Below are 15,924 nucleotides of genomic sequence, written 5' to 3'. Positions count from 1 at the left end.
AAACATCGAGATGAGCGAATACTCCCTCTTCACCTCCGAGTCCGTGTCCGAAGGGCATCCGGACAAAATCGCCGACCAGATTTCCGATGCGGTGCTGGACGCCATCATTACCCAGGACAAACACGCACGCGTTGCCGTGGAAACTCTGGTCAAGACTGGCGTGGCCATCGTTGCCGGTGAAGTGACCACCAGCGCCTGGGTCGATCTGGAAGAGATCGTGCGTAACGTGATTCTCGACATCGGCTATAACAGCTCCGACGTCGGCTTCGACGGCGCGACCTGCGGCGTGATGAACATCATCGGCAAGCAGTCCCCGGACATCAACCAGGGTGTTGACCGTGCCAAGCCTGAAGATCAGGGCGCCGGCGACCAGGGCCTGATGTTCGGCTACGCCAGCAACGAAACCGACGTTTTGATGCCAGCGCCGATCACCTTCTCGCACCAGTTGGTGCAGCGCCAGGCCGAAGCCCGTAAATCCGGTCTGCTGCCTTGGCTGCGTCCGGACGCCAAGTCGCAAGTGACTTGCCGTTACGAAGGCGGCAAGGTTGTCGGTATTGACGCGGTTGTTCTGTCGACCCAGCACAACCCTGAAGTGTCGTACAAAGACCTGCGCGAAGGCGTGATGGAGCTGATCGTCAAGCACGTGCTGCCTGCCGAACTGCTGAGCAAAGACACCCAGTTCCACATCAACCCGACCGGCCAGTTCATCATTGGCGGCCCGGTAGGTGACTGCGGTCTGACCGGTCGCAAGATCATCGTCGACAGCTACGGCGGCATGGCCCGTCACGGCGGCGGCGCGTTCTCCGGTAAAGATCCATCGAAAGTTGACCGTTCGGCTGCCTACGCTGGCCGTTACGTTGCCAAGAACATCGTCGCTGCCGGCCTGGCCGAGCGTTGCGAGATCCAGGTTTCCTACGCGATCGGTGTGGCTCAGCCAACTTCGATCTCGCTGAACACCTTCGGCACCGGCAAGATCAGCGATGACAAGATCGTCAAACTGGTCCGTGAAGTGTTCGACCTGCGTCCATACGCAATCACCACCATGCTCGATCTGCTGCACCCGATGTACCAGGAAACTGCAGCGTACGGCCACTTCGGTCGCACGCCAGAGACCAAGACTGTTGGCGAAGACACCTTCACCACCTTCACTTGGGAAAAAACCGACCGCGCCGACGCCCTGCGTTCTGCTGCTGGCCTGTAAGCCTTCCCCGGCGGTACAAAAAAGCCCTGCACGGTTCGCGCCGTGCGGGGCTTTTTCATGCCTCGAAAAGATCAAAAGATCGCAGCCTTCGGCAGCTCCTACAAGTGAAACGCACGCCTCCTGTAGGAGCTGCCGAAGGCTGCGATCTTTTGATCTTCATAACTGAAACACGATGCAAAACACCCACCCGTTGCTGCTCTGAATCCTGACTAATCTTCAAGCATTCCCCTGAGCAAGGACGCTCAACATGCTTGCCACGCTGCGCCTTTTTTCAATTCTTCTGCTGAGCTTCACCCACCTGATCGCTTACGCCGCTTGCCCTGACTGGCCTGTCCCCACCGCGCAAAACGAAATCGCCGCCCTGCAAACACAGATCGACAAATGGGACGACGCCTATCACCGCGAAGGTCGCTCACTGGTTGCCGACGAACTCTACGACCAATCCCTTGCGCAACTGAACGAGTGGCGAGCGTGTTTCAACGTGCCCTCGCCACCCGATCCTTTGCGCACAGTTTCAGGCTCAAACGCCCACCCCATCGCCCACACCGGCCTGGATAAAATCCATAAAGTGGAGGCCGTGGAGGCCTGGCTACGTGATCGCGAGGATGTCTGGATACAACCCAAAGTCGACGGCGTCGCAGTGACGCTGATTTATCGCGCGGGCATTTTGCAACAGGTCATCAGTCGCGGTGACGGGGTTCGTGGGCAAGACTGGACGCCATCAGCGCAGAAGATCGGCGCCATTCCTCAACGCCTGACACAACCGCTGGATATACTGGTGCAGGGCGAACTCTACTGGCGCTTGAACGAGCACGTGCAAGCTCGATCCGGCGGCGTTAACGCTCGCTCCACCGTCGCGGGACTGATGGGACGCAAAACCCTGGATGCCGGGCAAGCCTCCGGTATCGGACTGTTCGTCTGGGACTGGCCACAAGGCCCAGCGCAATTGCCCGAGCGAGTCGCCACATTGGCGACGCTGGGTTTCGCCACGATTGAACCGTACAGTCATCCTGCCCCCGACTTTACTGCCGCGCAAAAATGGCGCGATCACTGGTACCGCTCTCCTCTGCCCTTTGCCACTGACGGGGTGGTGTTGCGCCAGAGCCAGCGTCCACCCGCCGAGCGCTGGCAGGCTCGCGCGCCGTACTGGGCAGTTGCGTGGAAGTATCCTTTTGCTCAAGCGCTGGCCGAAGTGCGCAAGGTCAACTTCAAGATCGGGCGCACCGGGCGTATCACGCCAGTACTCGAACTCAAACCCGTCATGCTCGATGACAGGGAAATCAAACGGGTCAGCGCCAGTTCCTTCAAACGCTGGCAAGACCTGGATATCCGCCCCGGCGACCAAGTGGCAATCAGCCTCGCCGGCCTGACCATTCCACGGCTCGACAGCGTGGTGCTGCGCGCCGCCGAACGCACAGACCTCAACATCCCCAACGCCGAAGACTTCCACACCTTGAGCTGCTGGCAACCCACGCCCGGCTGCAAAAGCCAGTTTCTCGCGCGCCTGACCTGGCTCAGTGGCAAGCAGGGTCTGGCAATGCAACATGTCGGTCGTGGCACCTGGGAGAAACTTCTCGAAACACGCCGCGTAAACAACCTGCTGGATTGGTTGACCCTCGACGCGCCAGAGCTTGCTAACATTGCGGGCTTCGGCGAGCGCAGCAGCGAACGCCTGATGAACAGCTTTCACAGCGCCCGCCAGCGGCCGTTCGCTCAATGGCTCAAGGCCTTGGGCTTGCCGCCAACCGGTCAGGCCCGATTGCCTGATTCGTGGCAGGCGCTGGTACAGCGCAACACCGAACAATGGCAGGCAGAAGCCGGTATCGGCCCGGGACGCGCAGCGCAATTAAGCGCATTCTTTCGCGACCCACAAGTACTGGCCTTGAGCGAAACCTTACATGCCGCCGGAATCGACGGTTTTTGACTACGCAATCCCGGCGCGCCGGGAACCCATCGGCCGCCGAGGCGCTCCAACAGCGCAGTGCCTGACCAACCCGAACGCCTTTGCACATGGAGCTTTTATGAAATTTCTTGCACCGCTCGCCATGCTCACCCTCTGCGGCATGATGGCCGCCCCCGTAATGGCTGACGAAGACGCCCCGGGCCTGACCGGCTGCGCTGCGAAAAAGCAGGGCATCATGAACCAGATCGAACAGGCCAAGTCGCGCGGCAATGCCGATCAGCAGGCGGGTCTGGAAACGGCCCTGCGCGAAGTGAATGAACACTGCACCGATGCGGGCCTGAAGAAAGAACGCGAAAACAAGGTGCTCGAAGCCAAGCACGAAGTAAGTCAGCGTCAGGCCGATCTCGACAAGGCGATGAAGAAAGGCGACCCGGAGAAGATCAACAAGCGCAAAGACAAACTGGCCGAGTCGCGTAAAGAACTGCAGGACGCGCTGGACGAAATCGATAAGTAATTGATGGCCCTGTGACGAGGGGATCTATCCCCGTCCGGCGGCGAAGCCGTCGCAAATCCGGCTAGTCGGGTCTGACTGAAAAAACTCGGCTGTATGGTTTTGGGGCTGCTTCGCCGCCCAACGGGGATAAATCCCCTCGCCACAGGGTTACTCAGCAGTCTTGAAGATCAATGATCCCGAAACTGTTTATGGCAAGCGCTGCAGGCATCTTCAACCTTCTGCACCGCGGGTCCGAGGTTGCTGGCTTTGTATGGCAGAAGCTGACTGGCGGTCACCAATTCACCGGTGGCCGCTTCAAGGTTGCGGGCCATTTCCTGAAACTGCGCCTGTTTCTGCCAGACATCATCCTTGGCGCTGGTGTGATCTTCTTCGCGCACCTGCGGGAAATGCTTCCACGGCTCGTGGGACAACGCATCGAGCTTGACCGCGCCTTCGGCGAACTTCGGCCCGTCGAACGGAATGCGCCCACGCAACATGCCGCCGAGATCTTCACCGGTCTTGAGCATTTGTTTGAAAATTGCCTTGCGTTGACCCAGCGGCGAATTCGGGTCGACACCGCCGCAGGCGGACAAGGTCAGACAGGCCAGCAATACAACAGACATTTTTTTAAGAGTCATGGTGGCTTCAGGTCACGGAATTCGGCGGCCAGTATCCTCGCGCCACCGCCAAACACCAATAGCCCTATTAAAAATACGGGTTGAACGAGCGCATGGAGCACTCGGCCAACCGGCACAGGAATCACTCCATGAACAGCCGTTACAAGGCCTGGCGTCATCCGCTGATCGCGACCCTCCCTCTGCTGGCGATTCTCGCCGGCTGCACCGGTGGCGAGAGCGCCAAGCCGAAAACCCACGCGCTGGCCACTTACTCCAGCGCCACGTGGGATGCCCTGCCGGTTGTGTCCGACAGCGATCTGGTCGCCGGTTTCGGCTCGTGGCGCAGCGCCTGCACCCGGCTCAAGGCTGATACGGTCTGGGGCCCGACCTGCGCAGCGGCGGCCAATGTGCCGCAGAACGCCAACGAGATTCGCGCGTTCCTCAAGCAGAACCTCGATGTCTTCGGCCTGCGCGCCGAGAACGACAACCCCAACGGCTTGATCACCGGTTATTACGAGCCGGTCTATCCCGGCAGCCTGACACCCACCGACGTGGCAAACGTGCCGGTGTATGGCGTGCCCGAAGACATGATCATTGTTTCGCTGGACAGCATCTATCCCGAACTCAAGGGCAAACGCCTGCGCGGTCGCCTCGAAGGCCGCGTGCTCAAGCCATACGACGACGCCGCGACCATCGAATCCAAAGGCGTGAAAGCGCCCGTGGTGGCTTATCTGACCGACCCTATGAACCTGCAATTTCTACAGATTCAGGGTTCCGGGCGCATTCAGACCCAGGACGGCAAACAACTGCGCATTGCCTACGCTGATCAGAACGGTCATCCATACCGGCCAATAGGTCGCTGGCTGGTCGAGCAGGGTGAGCTGAAAAAAGAAGACGTGACCATGAGTGCGATCAGCAACTGGGCCAAAGCCAATCCGGCGCGCATCCCGGAATTGCTCGGCAGCAACCCGAGCTACGTGTTCTTCACCCGCAACCCGGACAGTAACGAAGGTCCTCGTGGCTCGCTCAACGTACCGCTGACTGCCGGTTACAGCGCAGCAGTGGATCGCAAGGTGATTCCATTGGGCAGCCTGTTGTGGCTATCAACCACAAAACCAGATGGTACGGCACTGGTTCGCCCGGTGGCGGCGCAGGATACCGGCGGCGCAATTGCCGGCGAGGTACGCGCGGACCTGTTCTGGGGGACGGGGGATGCGGCCGGGCAACTGGCCGGAGACATGAAACAGCAAGGGCAGATCTGGATGCTCTGGCCAAAAGGTGCCGCGCTGCCGCAAGTGCCGCAGGTGGCGGATACAGAGAAGAAGTAACCCTTGGAATCTGCTGAGGTAATCAGATAGCTATCGCGAGCAGGCTCACTCCTACAGGGGAACGCATTCCAAAATGCAGGAGTGAGCCTGCTCGATGAGGCCATCAGCAACACCAGTAAAATAATCAGACCGACACAAAGAAGAACGAAGCAATCAACCCCATTCCCACAAACCAAACCAGCGACCGCAAGATCGCCCAGTCCGCCAGATAGCAAATGATGTAAAGCAGGCGACTGGTGATAAACAGCACAGCCAGCACATTAACCGTCACCAGCTCTGCCGTACCCACCAGATGCGCGACAATTACCGCCGCCGCAAACGCCGGCATCACTTCAAAGCTGTTCAGTTGCGCCGCATGCGCCCGTCTCGCCACACCGTTGAGACTTTCCAGAAAATCGCGCGGATCGTGGTTGTCACTCAACCGATAGCCACCCACGGCTTTCGCCACGCCTGTGCAGACATACGGCAGAAAAATCGCGATCAACACACACCACAGAGCCACCGTCATAACGCCGTCCTTTTTTCGAGTTATAGATTCGCGGGCTGTCAGAACTTCATGATCAACATGCCGATCAGCACCAGCCCACAGGCTAAGAGCCGTGGCCGGCCGAAAGGTTCTTTCAGGTAGCGCATACCGAACAGCACCACCAGAATCACACTGATCTCACGCAGTGCTGCCGCTTCGGCAATCGAGCCCAACTGCATCGCCCACAGCACCAGAGCGTAGCTGGCCAACACGCAGAAGCCCACCGCCAGCCCGAGCTTCCATTGCTCGCGCCAGAACTGCATGAAGGCCGGGCGCTTGGCGACCCATGCCAACAGCGGAAACGGCCAGGCACTGAGCAGCGTGACCCAGACCAGGTAATCCAGCGGGTGCGACCAACGCCGTAGCGCTTGACCATCAATATAGGTGTAGCAGCCAATGCACAGGCCGATCAGCGCCACCACCGGCACCATCGACCATGGCAGGTGCTTGCCGCCGCCGCCTTGCCAGAGCAGGCAAACCATACCCAAGGGAATCAGCATGATGCCGAAGATCTGCTGCGTGGTGAGTACTTCCCCAGCGAAGATCAGGGTCAGCGCCAGCACCACCAGCGGCGACAAACCGCGCATCAGCGGATAGACCAGGCCGAGATCACCGACGCGATAGGCCTGAATCAGCAGGTAGCGATACAGCAGCTCAAAGGCTGCCGACGCCAGAATCCATGGCCAGATTTCCATGGGCGGCAAGCTCACGAATGGAAACGCGATGGCAACGACCAGCAGCGCCACGGTGTCCATGCACGCCACCACAAGCAGCCGCTCGGCGCTGAATTTGATTAACGTATTCCACGTCGCATGCAACAGCGCCGCCATCAATACCAAAGCTGTCGCCAACACGTTTCACTCCTTATTATTTTTCACGCCCCCCTGTAGGAGCTGCCGCAGGCTGCGATCTTTTGATTCTGATTTTCAACAACAAGATCAAAAGATCGCAGCCTGCGGCAGCTCCTACAGTGAAAATCGATAATTCGAATAGTCAGATTATTGATTCGCGATGTGTCAGCAGGTGTTTATACTGCAACCGACCACGCCGCACTCAGTTGCGCACAGAAAAAAACCAATAATTCCTGCCTGCACCGCCCTCCTTCGAGAGCGGTCGTCGGCCTGCGTATGCCTGATCAAAGCGTCAAGACTACCGACAGAGACCTTGCGCATGCCACTCGCCTTGCTTGCACTCGCTGTTGCCGCATTCGGCATCGGCACCACTGAATTCGTCATCATGGGCCTGCTGCCCGACGTTGCCCGCGATCTTGCCGTGAGCATTCCTCATGCCGGCCTGTTGATCACCGGTTACGCGCTGGGCGTGGTGTTCGGCGCGCCGATTCTGGCGATCGGCACCGCCAATATGCCGCGCAAAGCGACGCTGTTGGGCATGACGCTGATGTTCATCCTCGGCAATATCCTCTGCGCCCTGGCACCGAACTACGCGACATTGATGGCGGCGCGCGTGGTCACCGCGTTGTGTCATGGCGCGTTTTTCGGCATCGGTTCGGTGGTTGCCGCCGGGCTGGTCGCACCGAACAAACGCGCGCAGGCGATTGCGATGATGTTCACCGGCCTGACCTTGGCCAACGTCCTCGGCGTGCCATTGGGCACGGCGCTCGGGCAATACGCCGGGTGGCGTTCGACCTTCTGGGCGGTGTCGGTGATCGGCCTGATCGCCGCCCTCGCACAATGGTTGTGGCTGCCGAAACACATCCCGATGGACAAGGCCAACCTCGCCAGCGAATTCAAGGTGCTGGGTAAGGTCAACGTGTTGCTAGCGCTGGGCATGAGTGTGCTGGCCTCGACCAGCCTGTTCAGCGTGTTCACCTATATCGCGCCGATTCTGCAGGACATCACCGGCGTCAGCCCGCACGGTGTGACTGTGATGCTGTTGTTGTTCGGCGTCGGTCTGACCGGCGGCAGCATGCTCGGCGGGCGTCTGGCTGATAGCCGTTTGTTGCCGTCGCTGGTCGGAGTGGCCTTGGCGGTGGTGGTGATTCTGGCGGCGTTCAGCCAGACCAGCCGTTCGGTGGTGCCGGCGGCGATCACGCTGGTGCTGTGGGGGATTTTCGCTTTTGCGCTGTGCCCGATTCTGCAATTGCTGATCATTGATCAGGCCCATGAAGCGCCGAACCTCGGCTCGACGCTGAACCAGAGCGCTTTCAATCTCGGCAACGCGGCGGGTGCGCGGATTGGCGGGCTGGGGGGGGCCCGTGGCGCGGGTCTGGCGGGTTTGCCGCGGGCCGGGGCGCTTGTTGGCGTATTGACCGTGCTGACGGCGCTGTTTTTCATCTATCTGCAACGTCGCGGCGCGGCTGCGGTCAATGTGTCCGGCTGATCGGGTTTAGCCTGCAAGAGCCCTCACCCTAGCCCTCTCCCAGAGGGAGAGGGGACTGACCGTGTTGAATGTTCGAGTTACATCGATCTGAAATTTCGAGCCGAACTCAGGCCCTGAAAGACTTGAAGATCTGCTCCCTTTCCCCCTCTCCCTAAGGGAGAGGGCTGGGGTGAGGGGGCTCTTGATCTCATCACACCATCAACTGTGTCCCGATCCTGACTCAGCCCATCCAATCCCTGCACCAAAGATCCGGTGCGCTATCTTTCACCCCTCATCCAAAGGACCCCGGATGCTTGAACTTGTCGCCGCTTTCATCTGCCTCACCACCCTCCTGACTTTCGTCAATTTCCGTTTCATCGGCCTGCCGCCGACCATCGGCGTGATGGTTACCGCGCTGCTGTTCTCGCTGATCCTGCAAGGCCTGAGCGTGCTCGGCTATCCCGGTCTCGAAGAACGCGTGCAACAACTGATCGGCCAGATCGACTTCGGCGATCTGCTGATGAACTGGATGCTTTCGTTTCTGCTGTTCGCCGGCGCCTTGCACGTCAACCTCAATGACCTGCGCAGCTATCGCTGGCCGATTGGCCTGCTGGCAACCTTCGGCGTTCTGATTGCCACTGCAGTGATCGGCAGCCTCGCCTATTACATCTTTGCGTTGTTCGGCTGGCATGTGAGCTTTCTCTACTGCTTGTTGTTCGGCGCGCTGATCTCGCCGACCGACCCGATCGCGGTGCTCGGCGTGCTGCGTACCGCCAATGCCTCAAAGCCGCTGAAAACCACCATCGTTGGCGAATCGCTGTTCAACGACGGCACAGCTGTTGTGGTGTTCACCGTATTGCTGGGCATCGCCCAACTCGGCGAAACCCCGACCGTCAGCGCCACCGCGATGTTGTTCGTTCATGAAGCCATCGGCGGTGTGCTGTTCGGCGGTCTGATCGGTTATCTGGTTTATCGAATGATCAAAAGCGTCGAGCAGCATCAGATCACAGTGATGCTGACCTTGGCGCTGGTCATCGGCGGTTCGGCGATGGCCACCGAGATTCATGTTTCGGCACCGATCGCGATGGTGGTCGCCGGTCTGATCATCGGCAACGTCGGGCGCAATCTGGCGATGAATGACATGACCCGGCGCTATCTCGACGGCTTCTGGGAATTGCTCGATGACATGCTCAACGCGCTGTTGTTCGCGCTGATCGGCATGGAACTGTTGCTGCTGCCATTCAACTGGCTGCACATGGCAGCGGCCGGTTTGCTGGCGGTGGCGATTCTGCTGTCGCGCCTGCTCACCGTGGCCCCGGCGATCGTCCTGCTACGGCGCTGGCGTACGGTGCCGGCCGGCACCATCCGGATTCTGACCTGGGGCGGTTTGCGTGGCGGTGTTTCGGTGGCGCTGGCATTGGCCCTGCCGTTAGGGCCAGAGCGCGACTTGCTGTTAAGCATCACTTACATCGTGGTGCTGTCGTCGATCCTGTTGCAGGGTCTGACCATCGGCAAACTGGTCAAGCATGCGACACGCAACGAGCCGAATGCTGCGACTGAACCAGCACACTGACGCACCACTGCAGCGCCGTCGTGAACTGCTTTCATGACGCGTTGCAGAGCAATTCGAGCAGATGCCGCATCGCCAACGGGCGGTGCGGCGTCGAACTGTGCATCACCACCAGCTCCCGCGAGTAACGCTGCCCATCCTCCACCGGCATGGCACACACACCGTCCAACGCCATTGCGGCCCATTGCGGCACCAGCGATACCCCCATCCCCTGCGCGACAAGCATGACGATGGTCTCCAGCGCATCCAGCTCACAGAGCACATTGGGCTCGATCGCCTGTTCATCGAGGTAGCGCTGAGCAATCTGGCCACCCCATGAGCGCGCGTCGTAACGTATGAACGGGCCTGCTCGCAGCAACGTTTCCAGCGACTGCCCGGCATGTGAGGCCGGGGCAACCAGAACCAGCGGCTCGACCTTCAGCACTGTCTGCGTCAAAGCTTTGGGTGGTTGAAACGGCGGCCTGACCAGAATCGCGGCGTCCAGTTCGCCCGCCAGCACTTTCTCGTAAAGGCTTTTTGAGTCCCCCGGCGTTATCTTCAATTTCAGCGCCGGTGCCGATAACGCCAAGCGCTCGATCAACCCTGGCAAGACACCGGTCAGCGCCGTCGAGACCGCACCGATCGTCACTTCACCCGTCAGAGCATCGTGATGCAGATCGTTTTGCAGCGCCTGCGTCTGTTCGATGATCGCGCGGATTTTCGGTAACACCAGCAGGCATTGATCCGTCGGCCGTGTGGCATGCGCGGTGCGTAGCAACAGGGCATAACCCAATGATCGCTCGAGTGCCTGCACGCGCTGACTGATCGCCGCCGCCGTGCGGTTTTCGCGGCGCGCGGCCGCCGCAATCGAACCGGTTTCAACCACTGCTATCAGGCTTTGAAGAAAGCGCACATCCATAAGTTTTCCTTTCGCTCAGAACAAGGCGAAGCCGTTTTGCCCCACCGATCAGCCTGTTTACCCTGAGCGCTCCTTCACTCAGGGCTATCACATGAACAGACCCTTTCACGCTGCATACCATGTTTGCGACCTGGAACAGGCGCGGATTTTTTATCGAGATGTGTTGGGTTGCACTGAGGGCCGCAGTACAGAGAGCTGGGTCGACTTCGATTTTTTCGGCAATCAGATTTCGCTGCACCTGGGCACACCCTTTGCCACCACCCGCAGCGGAAACGTCGGCGAACACAAAGTCTTGATGCCGCACATCGGTGTCGTGCTGCCACTGGATGAATGGCTGGCACTGGCCGAGCGCCTGCACCGCCTCGACACCGTTTTCGAGATCCCGCCGGTGATCCGCTTCGCCGGCGAACCCGGCGAGCAACGCACGATGTTCTTCCTTGATCCCAGCGGCAATCCGATCGAAATCAAAGGCTTCAAGGACTTCAGCGGCCTGTTTGCGCACTGATTCCATCCCCAACAAACACAAGAAAAAAGGGGCACTGCATGAGTAGCAAAACACCCACCAGCCTGGTCACCCGCATAATGATCGGGCTCGCCGCCGGGGTAATCGTCGGCATCCTTCTGAACCAGTTTCCCGAACACAAGACCTGGTTTATCGACAACCTGCTGCAACCGGCGGGCGACCTGTTTATCAGGCTGATGAAAATGATCGTCGTACCGCTGGTGTTTGCCTGCATGGTCGTCGGCATAGCCGGCGCGGGCAGTACCAAAGCGCTTGGCCGGGTCGGGGTCAAAACGCTGGTGTATTTCTTCACGATCACCAGCATCGCCATCGTCTTCGGTTTGATCGTCGGCAACGTCTTCCAGCCCGGCGCGGGCGCGGACTTCAGCAGCACTTTACAAGCACCGGTCACCGGGCTGGCCACGATGGGCGAAACACAGAACCTTGGCCGCACACTGGTAAACATTGTCCCCGACAACATCGTGCTGGCCATGTCTCAGGGCAAGCTGCTCTCGGTGTTGTTCTTCGCCATCCTGTTCGGCTGCGCCCTGTCGATGCTGCCCGAGCAGCAGAAGGCGCCGTTGATCGCGGTGATCCAGGCGGTTTCCGACACCATGTTCAAGGTCACGCATCTGGTCATGCACTACTCGCCGATTGGCATTTTCGGCCTGATCGGTGTGACCGTGGCCAGTTTCGGCCTGAGCGCCCTGCTGCCACTGGCCAAGCTGATCGGCATCACCTACGTGGCGGTGTTGCTGTTCGCACTGTGCGTGCTGGGTGTGGTGGCGCGAATGGCCGGGATCCGTTTTTTCCACCTTATACGGGCAATACGCAGTGAACTGCTGTTGGCTTACAGCAGCGCCGCTTCGGCCACGGTAATGCCGCAGCTGATCGAAAAAATGGAACGCTACGGGGCACCGCGCCCGATCACCAGCATGGTCATTCCATTGGGTTACTCGTTCAACCTGGATGGCGCATCACTGTTCGCGGGGCTGGGCACGTTGTTCATCGCCCAGGCCTACGGCATCGATCTGGGCCTGGCTGATCAAGCGATGCTGGTGCTGATCATGGTGCTGACATCGAAAGGCGCGGCGGGCGTGCCGGGCTTCATGTTCATCATTCTGACGGCAACATTGACCGCCGCCGGGTTGCCGGTAGAAGGTGTGGCGATCATCGCCGGTGTCTACCGCTTGATGGACATGCCAGTGACTGCGCTCAATGTATTGGGCAATGCGCTGGCGCCGCTGGTCATCGCGCGCTGGGAAGGCCAGCTCAAGGCCCCTGATAGCGCACCGACCGTAGAACCGGCCAGGGCGCCATTCAAGGCCTGAAGCTATTGGCTTTTGCTGTCCGAGTCATCTTCGCGGGTTTCGCCAGAGCCGGGTTTATCGGCCTTTGGCGCCCCGCTCTCACTGCGGATCTGCGCATGGCTGATCAGCGCGAAAATAAAGCTGCCGCCAATGATGTCCCCCGCCAGCGTCGGCCCCGCGAACACCGCCCAGAAATCACTCCACGGCAATTCGCCGGCAAACACCAGATACGACACTTCTGCCGAACCCACCACAATGTGGGTGAAATCACCGAGCGCCATCAGATAGGTGATGAGGATGATGATCCACATCTTCGCGCTCTCCATGGACGGGATCATCCAGACCATGGTGGCGATCATCCAGCCGGAAACGATGCCTTTGGCGAACATCTGGCTGGCGTGGTTTTCCATGACCTTGCGGCCGATTTCGAGGAAGGCGTGGTCAGTCTTGGTGTCGAAGATCGGCAGTTCGAGCATCACGTACGCCACCAGAATCGTGCCGCAGAGGTTACCGACCAGCACCACTGTCCACAGGCGGATCAGACGGCCGAAATTGAGCAGGGTCGGTTTGGTCATCACCGGCAGCACGGCGGTCAGGGTGTTTTCGGTGAACAACTGCTGGCGTGCGAGGATCACCGCGAGGAAGCCTGCGCAGTAACCGAAACTGGCGATTACCTTGAATTCTTCGCCCTCGGGCAGGCGCGAGTTGAGCAAGCCCATGCCCATCAATGACAGGCCCATGGTCAACCCGGCGGCCAGCGCCGACCACCAGAGCGCGGCGATGCTGCGCTCCAGTTCCTGATCGCCTTGGCTGCGGATGATTTCGTGCAGGACAGCCGCACGCGGCGGCTGGCTTTTCTCGACTTCGTGCTGTTCTTTGGCCGAGAGGTCGGGGGTTTTGCCGTCGGTGGGAGTGGTCATGGCGTGGGAACCGTGGGGGTGGTGTTTACCTACGACCCTTGCGGCTTGTAATACGTTCTGTGAGCGCCACGCAAATCCTACGTCGGACCTGTAGGAGCTGCCGAAGGCTCGGGCCGCGATCGGACGATCTTTTGATTTTGATTTTTTAGAAACAAGATCAAAAGATCGCAGCCTGCGGCAGCTCCTACGGAGCTCGCATTACTCGCTGACTAATTCATCTTCCTGGAACTGGTCCTTGACGTATTTGATTTCGGTGCGGCCGTGCGGTGCCGGCAAGCCGTCTTCGCCGAGGTTCACAAACACCATCTTCTCAACCGTCAGAATGCTCTTGCGAGTGATCTTGTTGCGCACTTCGCAGGTCAGGGTGATCGAGGTACGACCGAACTCGGTGGCGGTGATGCCCAGTTCGATGATGTCGCCCTGGCGCGAGGCGCTGACGAAGTTGATTTCGGAAATGTACTTGGTCACCACGCGCTGATTGCCCAGTTGCACGATGGCGTAAATCGCCGCTTCTTCGTCGATCCAGCGCAACAGGCTGCCGCCGAACAGGGTGCCGTTGGGGTTGAGGTCTTCGGGTTTTACCCATTTGCGGGTGTGGAAATTCATCTTCACTCCTGAGTGTCTTGCCGAACGATGGACGGTATCTTGGCAGACTGAGCGGTCAGGCTCCATGCGGCTTCGACTATGGTCGCCATTAACGATCTTCATCTGGCCGACAGAAACCCTTTGGAAGATCAGTCTAGACGGCTATAATCGCCCCCGTTTCAAAACGGTCATCTTCAATTGATACCGTTTTCCCGCCACCTGTCCGAGGGGCGCTGCAGCAGGTTCAACCTGTCAGGCTCGGATGGGGCGTTGACTGGCCTTAGGCCGGACACTAAACGCACAACGGCGCCCATTCGCATACATTACGAATGGAGGCTCTTCATGAGCGCTGTTATCACGCCTGCAGATTTTAACGATTACAAAGTTGCCGACATGTCCCTGGCTGCCTGGGGCCGTCGCGAAACCATCATCGCCGAATCGGAAATGCCGGCTCTGATGGGTCTGCGTCGCAAGTACTCCGGCGAACAGCCGTTGAAAGGCGCCAAGATCCTCGGCTGCATCCACATGACCATTCAGACTGCCGTGCTGATCGAAACCCTGGTTGCCCTGGGTGCCGAAGTACGCTGGTCGTCGTGCAACATTTTCTCGACTCAGGATCAGGCTGCTGCCGCTATCGCTGCTGCCGGTATCCCGGTTTTCGCCTGGAAAGGCGAAACTGAAGAAGAGTACGAGTGGTGCCTGGAACAAACCATCCTGAAGGATGGCCAGCCATGGGACGCCAACATGATCCTCGACGACGGCGGCGACCTGACTCAGCTGCTGCACGACAAGTACCCACAAGTACTGGATCGCGTTCACGGCGTGACCGAAGAAACCACCACTGGCGTACACCGTCTGCTGGACATGCTGGCCAAGGGCGAGCTGAAAATCCCGGCCATCAACGTCAACGACTCGGTGACCAAGTCCAAGAACGACAACAAGTACGGCTGCCGTCACAGCCTGAACGATGCGATCAAGCGTGGTACCGACCACCTGCTGTCCGGCAAGCAAGCGCTGGTCATCGGTTACGGTGACGTGGGCAAGGGCTCGGCCCAGTCCCTGCGTCAGGAAGGCATGATCGTTAAGGTTTCCGAAGTTGACCCGATCTGCGCCATGCAAGCGTGCATGGACGGTTTCGAACTGGTTTCGCCGTTCATCGACGGTATCAACGACGGTTCCGAAGCGAGCATCGACAAAGCGCTGCTGGGCAAGATCGACCTGATCGTGACCACCACCGGTAACGTCAATGTTTGCGACGCGAACATGCTCAAAGCCCTGAAGAAGCGCGCCGTTGTCTGCAACATCGGTCACTTCGACAACGAAATCGACACCGCTTTCATGCGCAAGAACTGGGCATGGGAAGAAGTGAAGCCACAGGTACACAAGATCCACCGTACCGGCCCGGGCGCTTTCGACGCTCAGAACGACGACTACCTGATCCTGCTGGCCGAAGGCCGTCTGGTAAACCTGGGTAACGCCACTGGTCACCCAAGCCGCATCATGGACGGTTCGTTCGCCAACCAGGTGCTGGCGCAGATCTTCCTGTTCGGCCAGAAGTACGCCGACCTGTCGCCAGCCCAGAAAGCCGAGCGTCTGACCGTTGAAGTACTGCCGAAGAAACTCGACGAAGAAGTGGCCCTGGAAATGGTTCGCGGCTTCGGCGGCGTGGTTACTCAACTGACCAAGCAACAGGCTGACTACATCGGCGTCACCGTCGAAGGCCCGTTCAAGCCGCACGCTTACCGCTACTGA

Annotated in this window: 15 protein-coding genes and 1 riboswitch; of the genes, 9 read left to right on the top strand and 6 right to left on the bottom strand. The window is 59.4% G+C overall.

The features are described 5' to 3' along the window. Positions 1-10 precede the first annotated feature (10 nt). The 3 genes from metK to AK821_RS03360 all read left to right on the top strand — a co-directional run bounded on the left by metK (position 11) and on the right by AK821_RS03360 (position 3,618). Complete coding sequence (gene metK / locus AK821_RS03370) at positions 11-1,201, top strand: methionine adenosyltransferase (protein WP_016987231.1); 1,191 nt, start codon at positions 11-13, stop codon at positions 1,199-1,201. Positions 1,202-1,448: 247 nt separating this feature from the next. Further along, positions 1,449-3,125: an NAD-dependent DNA ligase LigB gene (gene ligB / locus AK821_RS03365; protein WP_064388117.1), complete on the top strand. Its 1,677-nt coding sequence runs from the start codon at positions 1,449-1,451 to the stop codon at positions 3,123-3,125. Positions 3,126-3,222: 97 nt separating this feature from the next. Beyond that, the gene (locus tag AK821_RS03360; RefSeq protein WP_064388116.1) at positions 3,223-3,618 is read left to right on the top strand and encodes a DUF1090 domain-containing protein; all 396 of its coding nucleotides are present in this window, start codon (positions 3,223-3,225) and stop codon (positions 3,616-3,618) included. A 167-nt stretch (positions 3,619-3,785) separates the two neighbouring features. On the opposite strand, the gene AK821_RS03355 is transcribed toward AK821_RS03360, so the two are convergent. After that, on the bottom strand, positions 3,786-4,235 hold the full coding sequence (locus AK821_RS03355; RefSeq protein WP_064388115.1) for a c-type cytochrome: 450 nt from the start codon (positions 4,233-4,235) through the stop codon (positions 3,786-3,788). Positions 4,236-4,363: 128 nt separating this feature from the next. On the opposite strand from AK821_RS03355, the gene mltA reads away from it, so the two are divergent. Next, positions 4,364-5,542, top strand: a complete 1,179-nt coding sequence (gene mltA, locus AK821_RS03350; RefSeq protein WP_064388114.1) for a murein transglycosylase A — start codon at positions 4,364-4,366, stop codon at positions 5,540-5,542. Between the two features lie 124 nt (positions 5,543-5,666). Here the strand turns inward: mltA and AK821_RS03345 are convergent, their stop codons facing one another. Continuing rightward, positions 5,667-6,050, bottom strand: coding sequence for an MAPEG family protein (locus AK821_RS03345; RefSeq protein WP_064388113.1), 384 nt, complete (start codon positions 6,048-6,050; stop codon positions 5,667-5,669). A gap of 38 nt (positions 6,051-6,088) precedes the next feature. After that, positions 6,089-6,922, bottom strand: coding sequence for an EamA family transporter (locus AK821_RS03340; protein WP_064388112.1), 834 nt, complete (start codon positions 6,920-6,922; stop codon positions 6,089-6,091). 316 nt (positions 6,923-7,238) lie between these two features. Here AK821_RS03340 and AK821_RS03335 point away from each other — a divergent pair, with 316 nt between their 5' ends. Further along, entirely contained in the window at positions 7,239-8,408 is a 1,170-nt protein-coding gene (locus AK821_RS03335; protein ID WP_064388111.1) for an MFS transporter, read from the top strand. Positions 8,409-8,697: 289 nt separating this feature from the next. Then, positions 8,698-9,960 carry a cation:proton antiporter gene (locus AK821_RS03330; protein WP_064388110.1) on the top strand — a complete coding sequence of 421 codons (1,263 nt, stop codon included), beginning with the start codon at positions 8,698-8,700 and terminating at the stop codon, positions 9,958-9,960. 31 nt (positions 9,961-9,991) lie between these two features. On the opposite strand, the gene AK821_RS03325 is transcribed toward AK821_RS03330, so the two are convergent. Continuing rightward, the gene (locus AK821_RS03325; protein WP_064388109.1) at positions 9,992-10,855 is read right to left on the bottom strand and encodes a LysR family transcriptional regulator; all 864 of its coding nucleotides are present in this window, start codon (positions 10,853-10,855) and stop codon (positions 9,992-9,994) included. Between the two features lie 91 nt (positions 10,856-10,946). Between AK821_RS03325 and AK821_RS03320 the strand changes: the two genes are divergently transcribed. Both AK821_RS03320 and AK821_RS03315 read left to right on the top strand, forming a co-directional pair. Then, on the top strand, positions 10,947-11,360 hold the full coding sequence (locus tag AK821_RS03320) for a VOC family protein (protein WP_064388108.1): 414 nt from the start codon (positions 10,947-10,949) through the stop codon (positions 11,358-11,360). Positions 11,361-11,398: 38 nt separating this feature from the next. Continuing rightward, positions 11,399-12,688: a cation:dicarboxylate symporter family transporter gene (locus AK821_RS03315; RefSeq protein WP_224790807.1), complete on the top strand. Its 1,290-nt coding sequence runs from the start codon at positions 11,399-11,401 to the stop codon at positions 12,686-12,688. Positions 12,689-12,690: 2 nt separating this feature from the next. On the opposite strand, the gene AK821_RS03310 is transcribed toward AK821_RS03315, so the two are convergent. Next, positions 12,691-13,587: a formate/nitrite transporter family protein gene (locus tag AK821_RS03310; protein ID WP_064388106.1), complete on the bottom strand. Its 897-nt coding sequence runs from the start codon at positions 13,585-13,587 to the stop codon at positions 12,691-12,693. A 198-nt stretch (positions 13,588-13,785) separates the two neighbouring features. After that, on the bottom strand, positions 13,786-14,193 hold the full coding sequence (locus AK821_RS03305; protein WP_007913723.1) for an acyl-CoA thioesterase: 408 nt from the start codon (positions 14,191-14,193) through the stop codon (positions 13,786-13,788). 198 nt (positions 14,194-14,391) lie between these two features. Further along, positions 14,392-14,491: riboswitch (S-adenosyl-L-homocysteine riboswitch) on the top strand. 23 nt (positions 14,492-14,514) lie between these two features. Here AK821_RS03305 and ahcY point away from each other — a divergent pair. Further along, entirely contained in the window at positions 14,515-15,924 is a 1,410-nt protein-coding gene (gene ahcY, locus AK821_RS03300) for an adenosylhomocysteinase (protein ID WP_064388105.1), read from the top strand.

This window comes from Pseudomonas sp. RIT-PI-r, from assembly GCF_001297015.1.
In the GTDB taxonomy this organism is placed as follows: Bacteria; Pseudomonadota; Gammaproteobacteria; order Pseudomonadales; family Pseudomonadaceae; genus Aquipseudomonas.
The sequence above is the reverse complement of the archived record's forward strand: the minus strand, read 5'-3'. Positions and strand labels throughout refer to the sequence as shown.

What these genes read in the sequence shown, in the direction of transcription:
- AK821_RS03330 (WP_064388110.1), top strand. Translation starts at nt 8,698, where the DNA reads ATGCTTGAACTTGTCGCCGCTTTCATCTGCCTCACCACCCTCCTGACT.
- ligB (WP_064388117.1), top strand. Translation starts at nt 1,449, where the DNA reads ATGCTTGCCACGCTGCGCCTTTTTTCAATTCTTCTGCTGAGCTTCACC.
- AK821_RS03345 (WP_064388113.1), bottom strand. Translation starts at nt 6,050, where the DNA reads ATGACGGTGGCTCTGTGGTGTGTGTTGATCGCGATTTTTCTGCCGTAT.
- mltA (WP_064388114.1), top strand. Translation starts at nt 4,364, where the DNA reads ATGAACAGCCGTTACAAGGCCTGGCGTCATCCGCTGATCGCGACCCTC.
- AK821_RS03325 (WP_064388109.1), bottom strand. Translation starts at nt 10,855, where the DNA reads ATGGATGTGCGCTTTCTTCAAAGCCTGATAGCAGTGGTTGAAACCGGT.
- AK821_RS03320 (WP_064388108.1), top strand. Translation starts at nt 10,947, where the DNA reads ATGAACAGACCCTTTCACGCTGCATACCATGTTTGCGACCTGGAACAG.
- AK821_RS03315 (WP_224790807.1), top strand. Translation starts at nt 11,399, where the DNA reads ATGAGTAGCAAAACACCCACCAGCCTGGTCACCCGCATAATGATCGGG.
- metK (WP_016987231.1), top strand. Translation starts at nt 11, where the DNA reads ATGAGCGAATACTCCCTCTTCACCTCCGAGTCCGTGTCCGAAGGGCAT.
- AK821_RS03360 (WP_064388116.1), top strand. Translation starts at nt 3,223, where the DNA reads ATGAAATTTCTTGCACCGCTCGCCATGCTCACCCTCTGCGGCATGATG.
- AK821_RS03310 (WP_064388106.1), bottom strand. Translation starts at nt 13,587, where the DNA reads ATGACCACTCCCACCGACGGCAAAACCCCCGACCTCTCGGCCAAAGAA.
- ahcY (WP_064388105.1), top strand. Translation starts at nt 14,515, where the DNA reads ATGAGCGCTGTTATCACGCCTGCAGATTTTAACGATTACAAAGTTGCC.
- AK821_RS03355 (WP_064388115.1), bottom strand. Translation starts at nt 4,235, where the DNA reads ATGACTCTTAAAAAAATGTCTGTTGTATTGCTGGCCTGTCTGACCTTG.
- AK821_RS03305 (WP_007913723.1), bottom strand. Translation starts at nt 14,193, where the DNA reads ATGAATTTCCACACCCGCAAATGGGTAAAACCCGAAGACCTCAACCCC.
- AK821_RS03335 (WP_064388111.1), top strand. Translation starts at nt 7,239, where the DNA reads ATGCCACTCGCCTTGCTTGCACTCGCTGTTGCCGCATTCGGCATCGGC.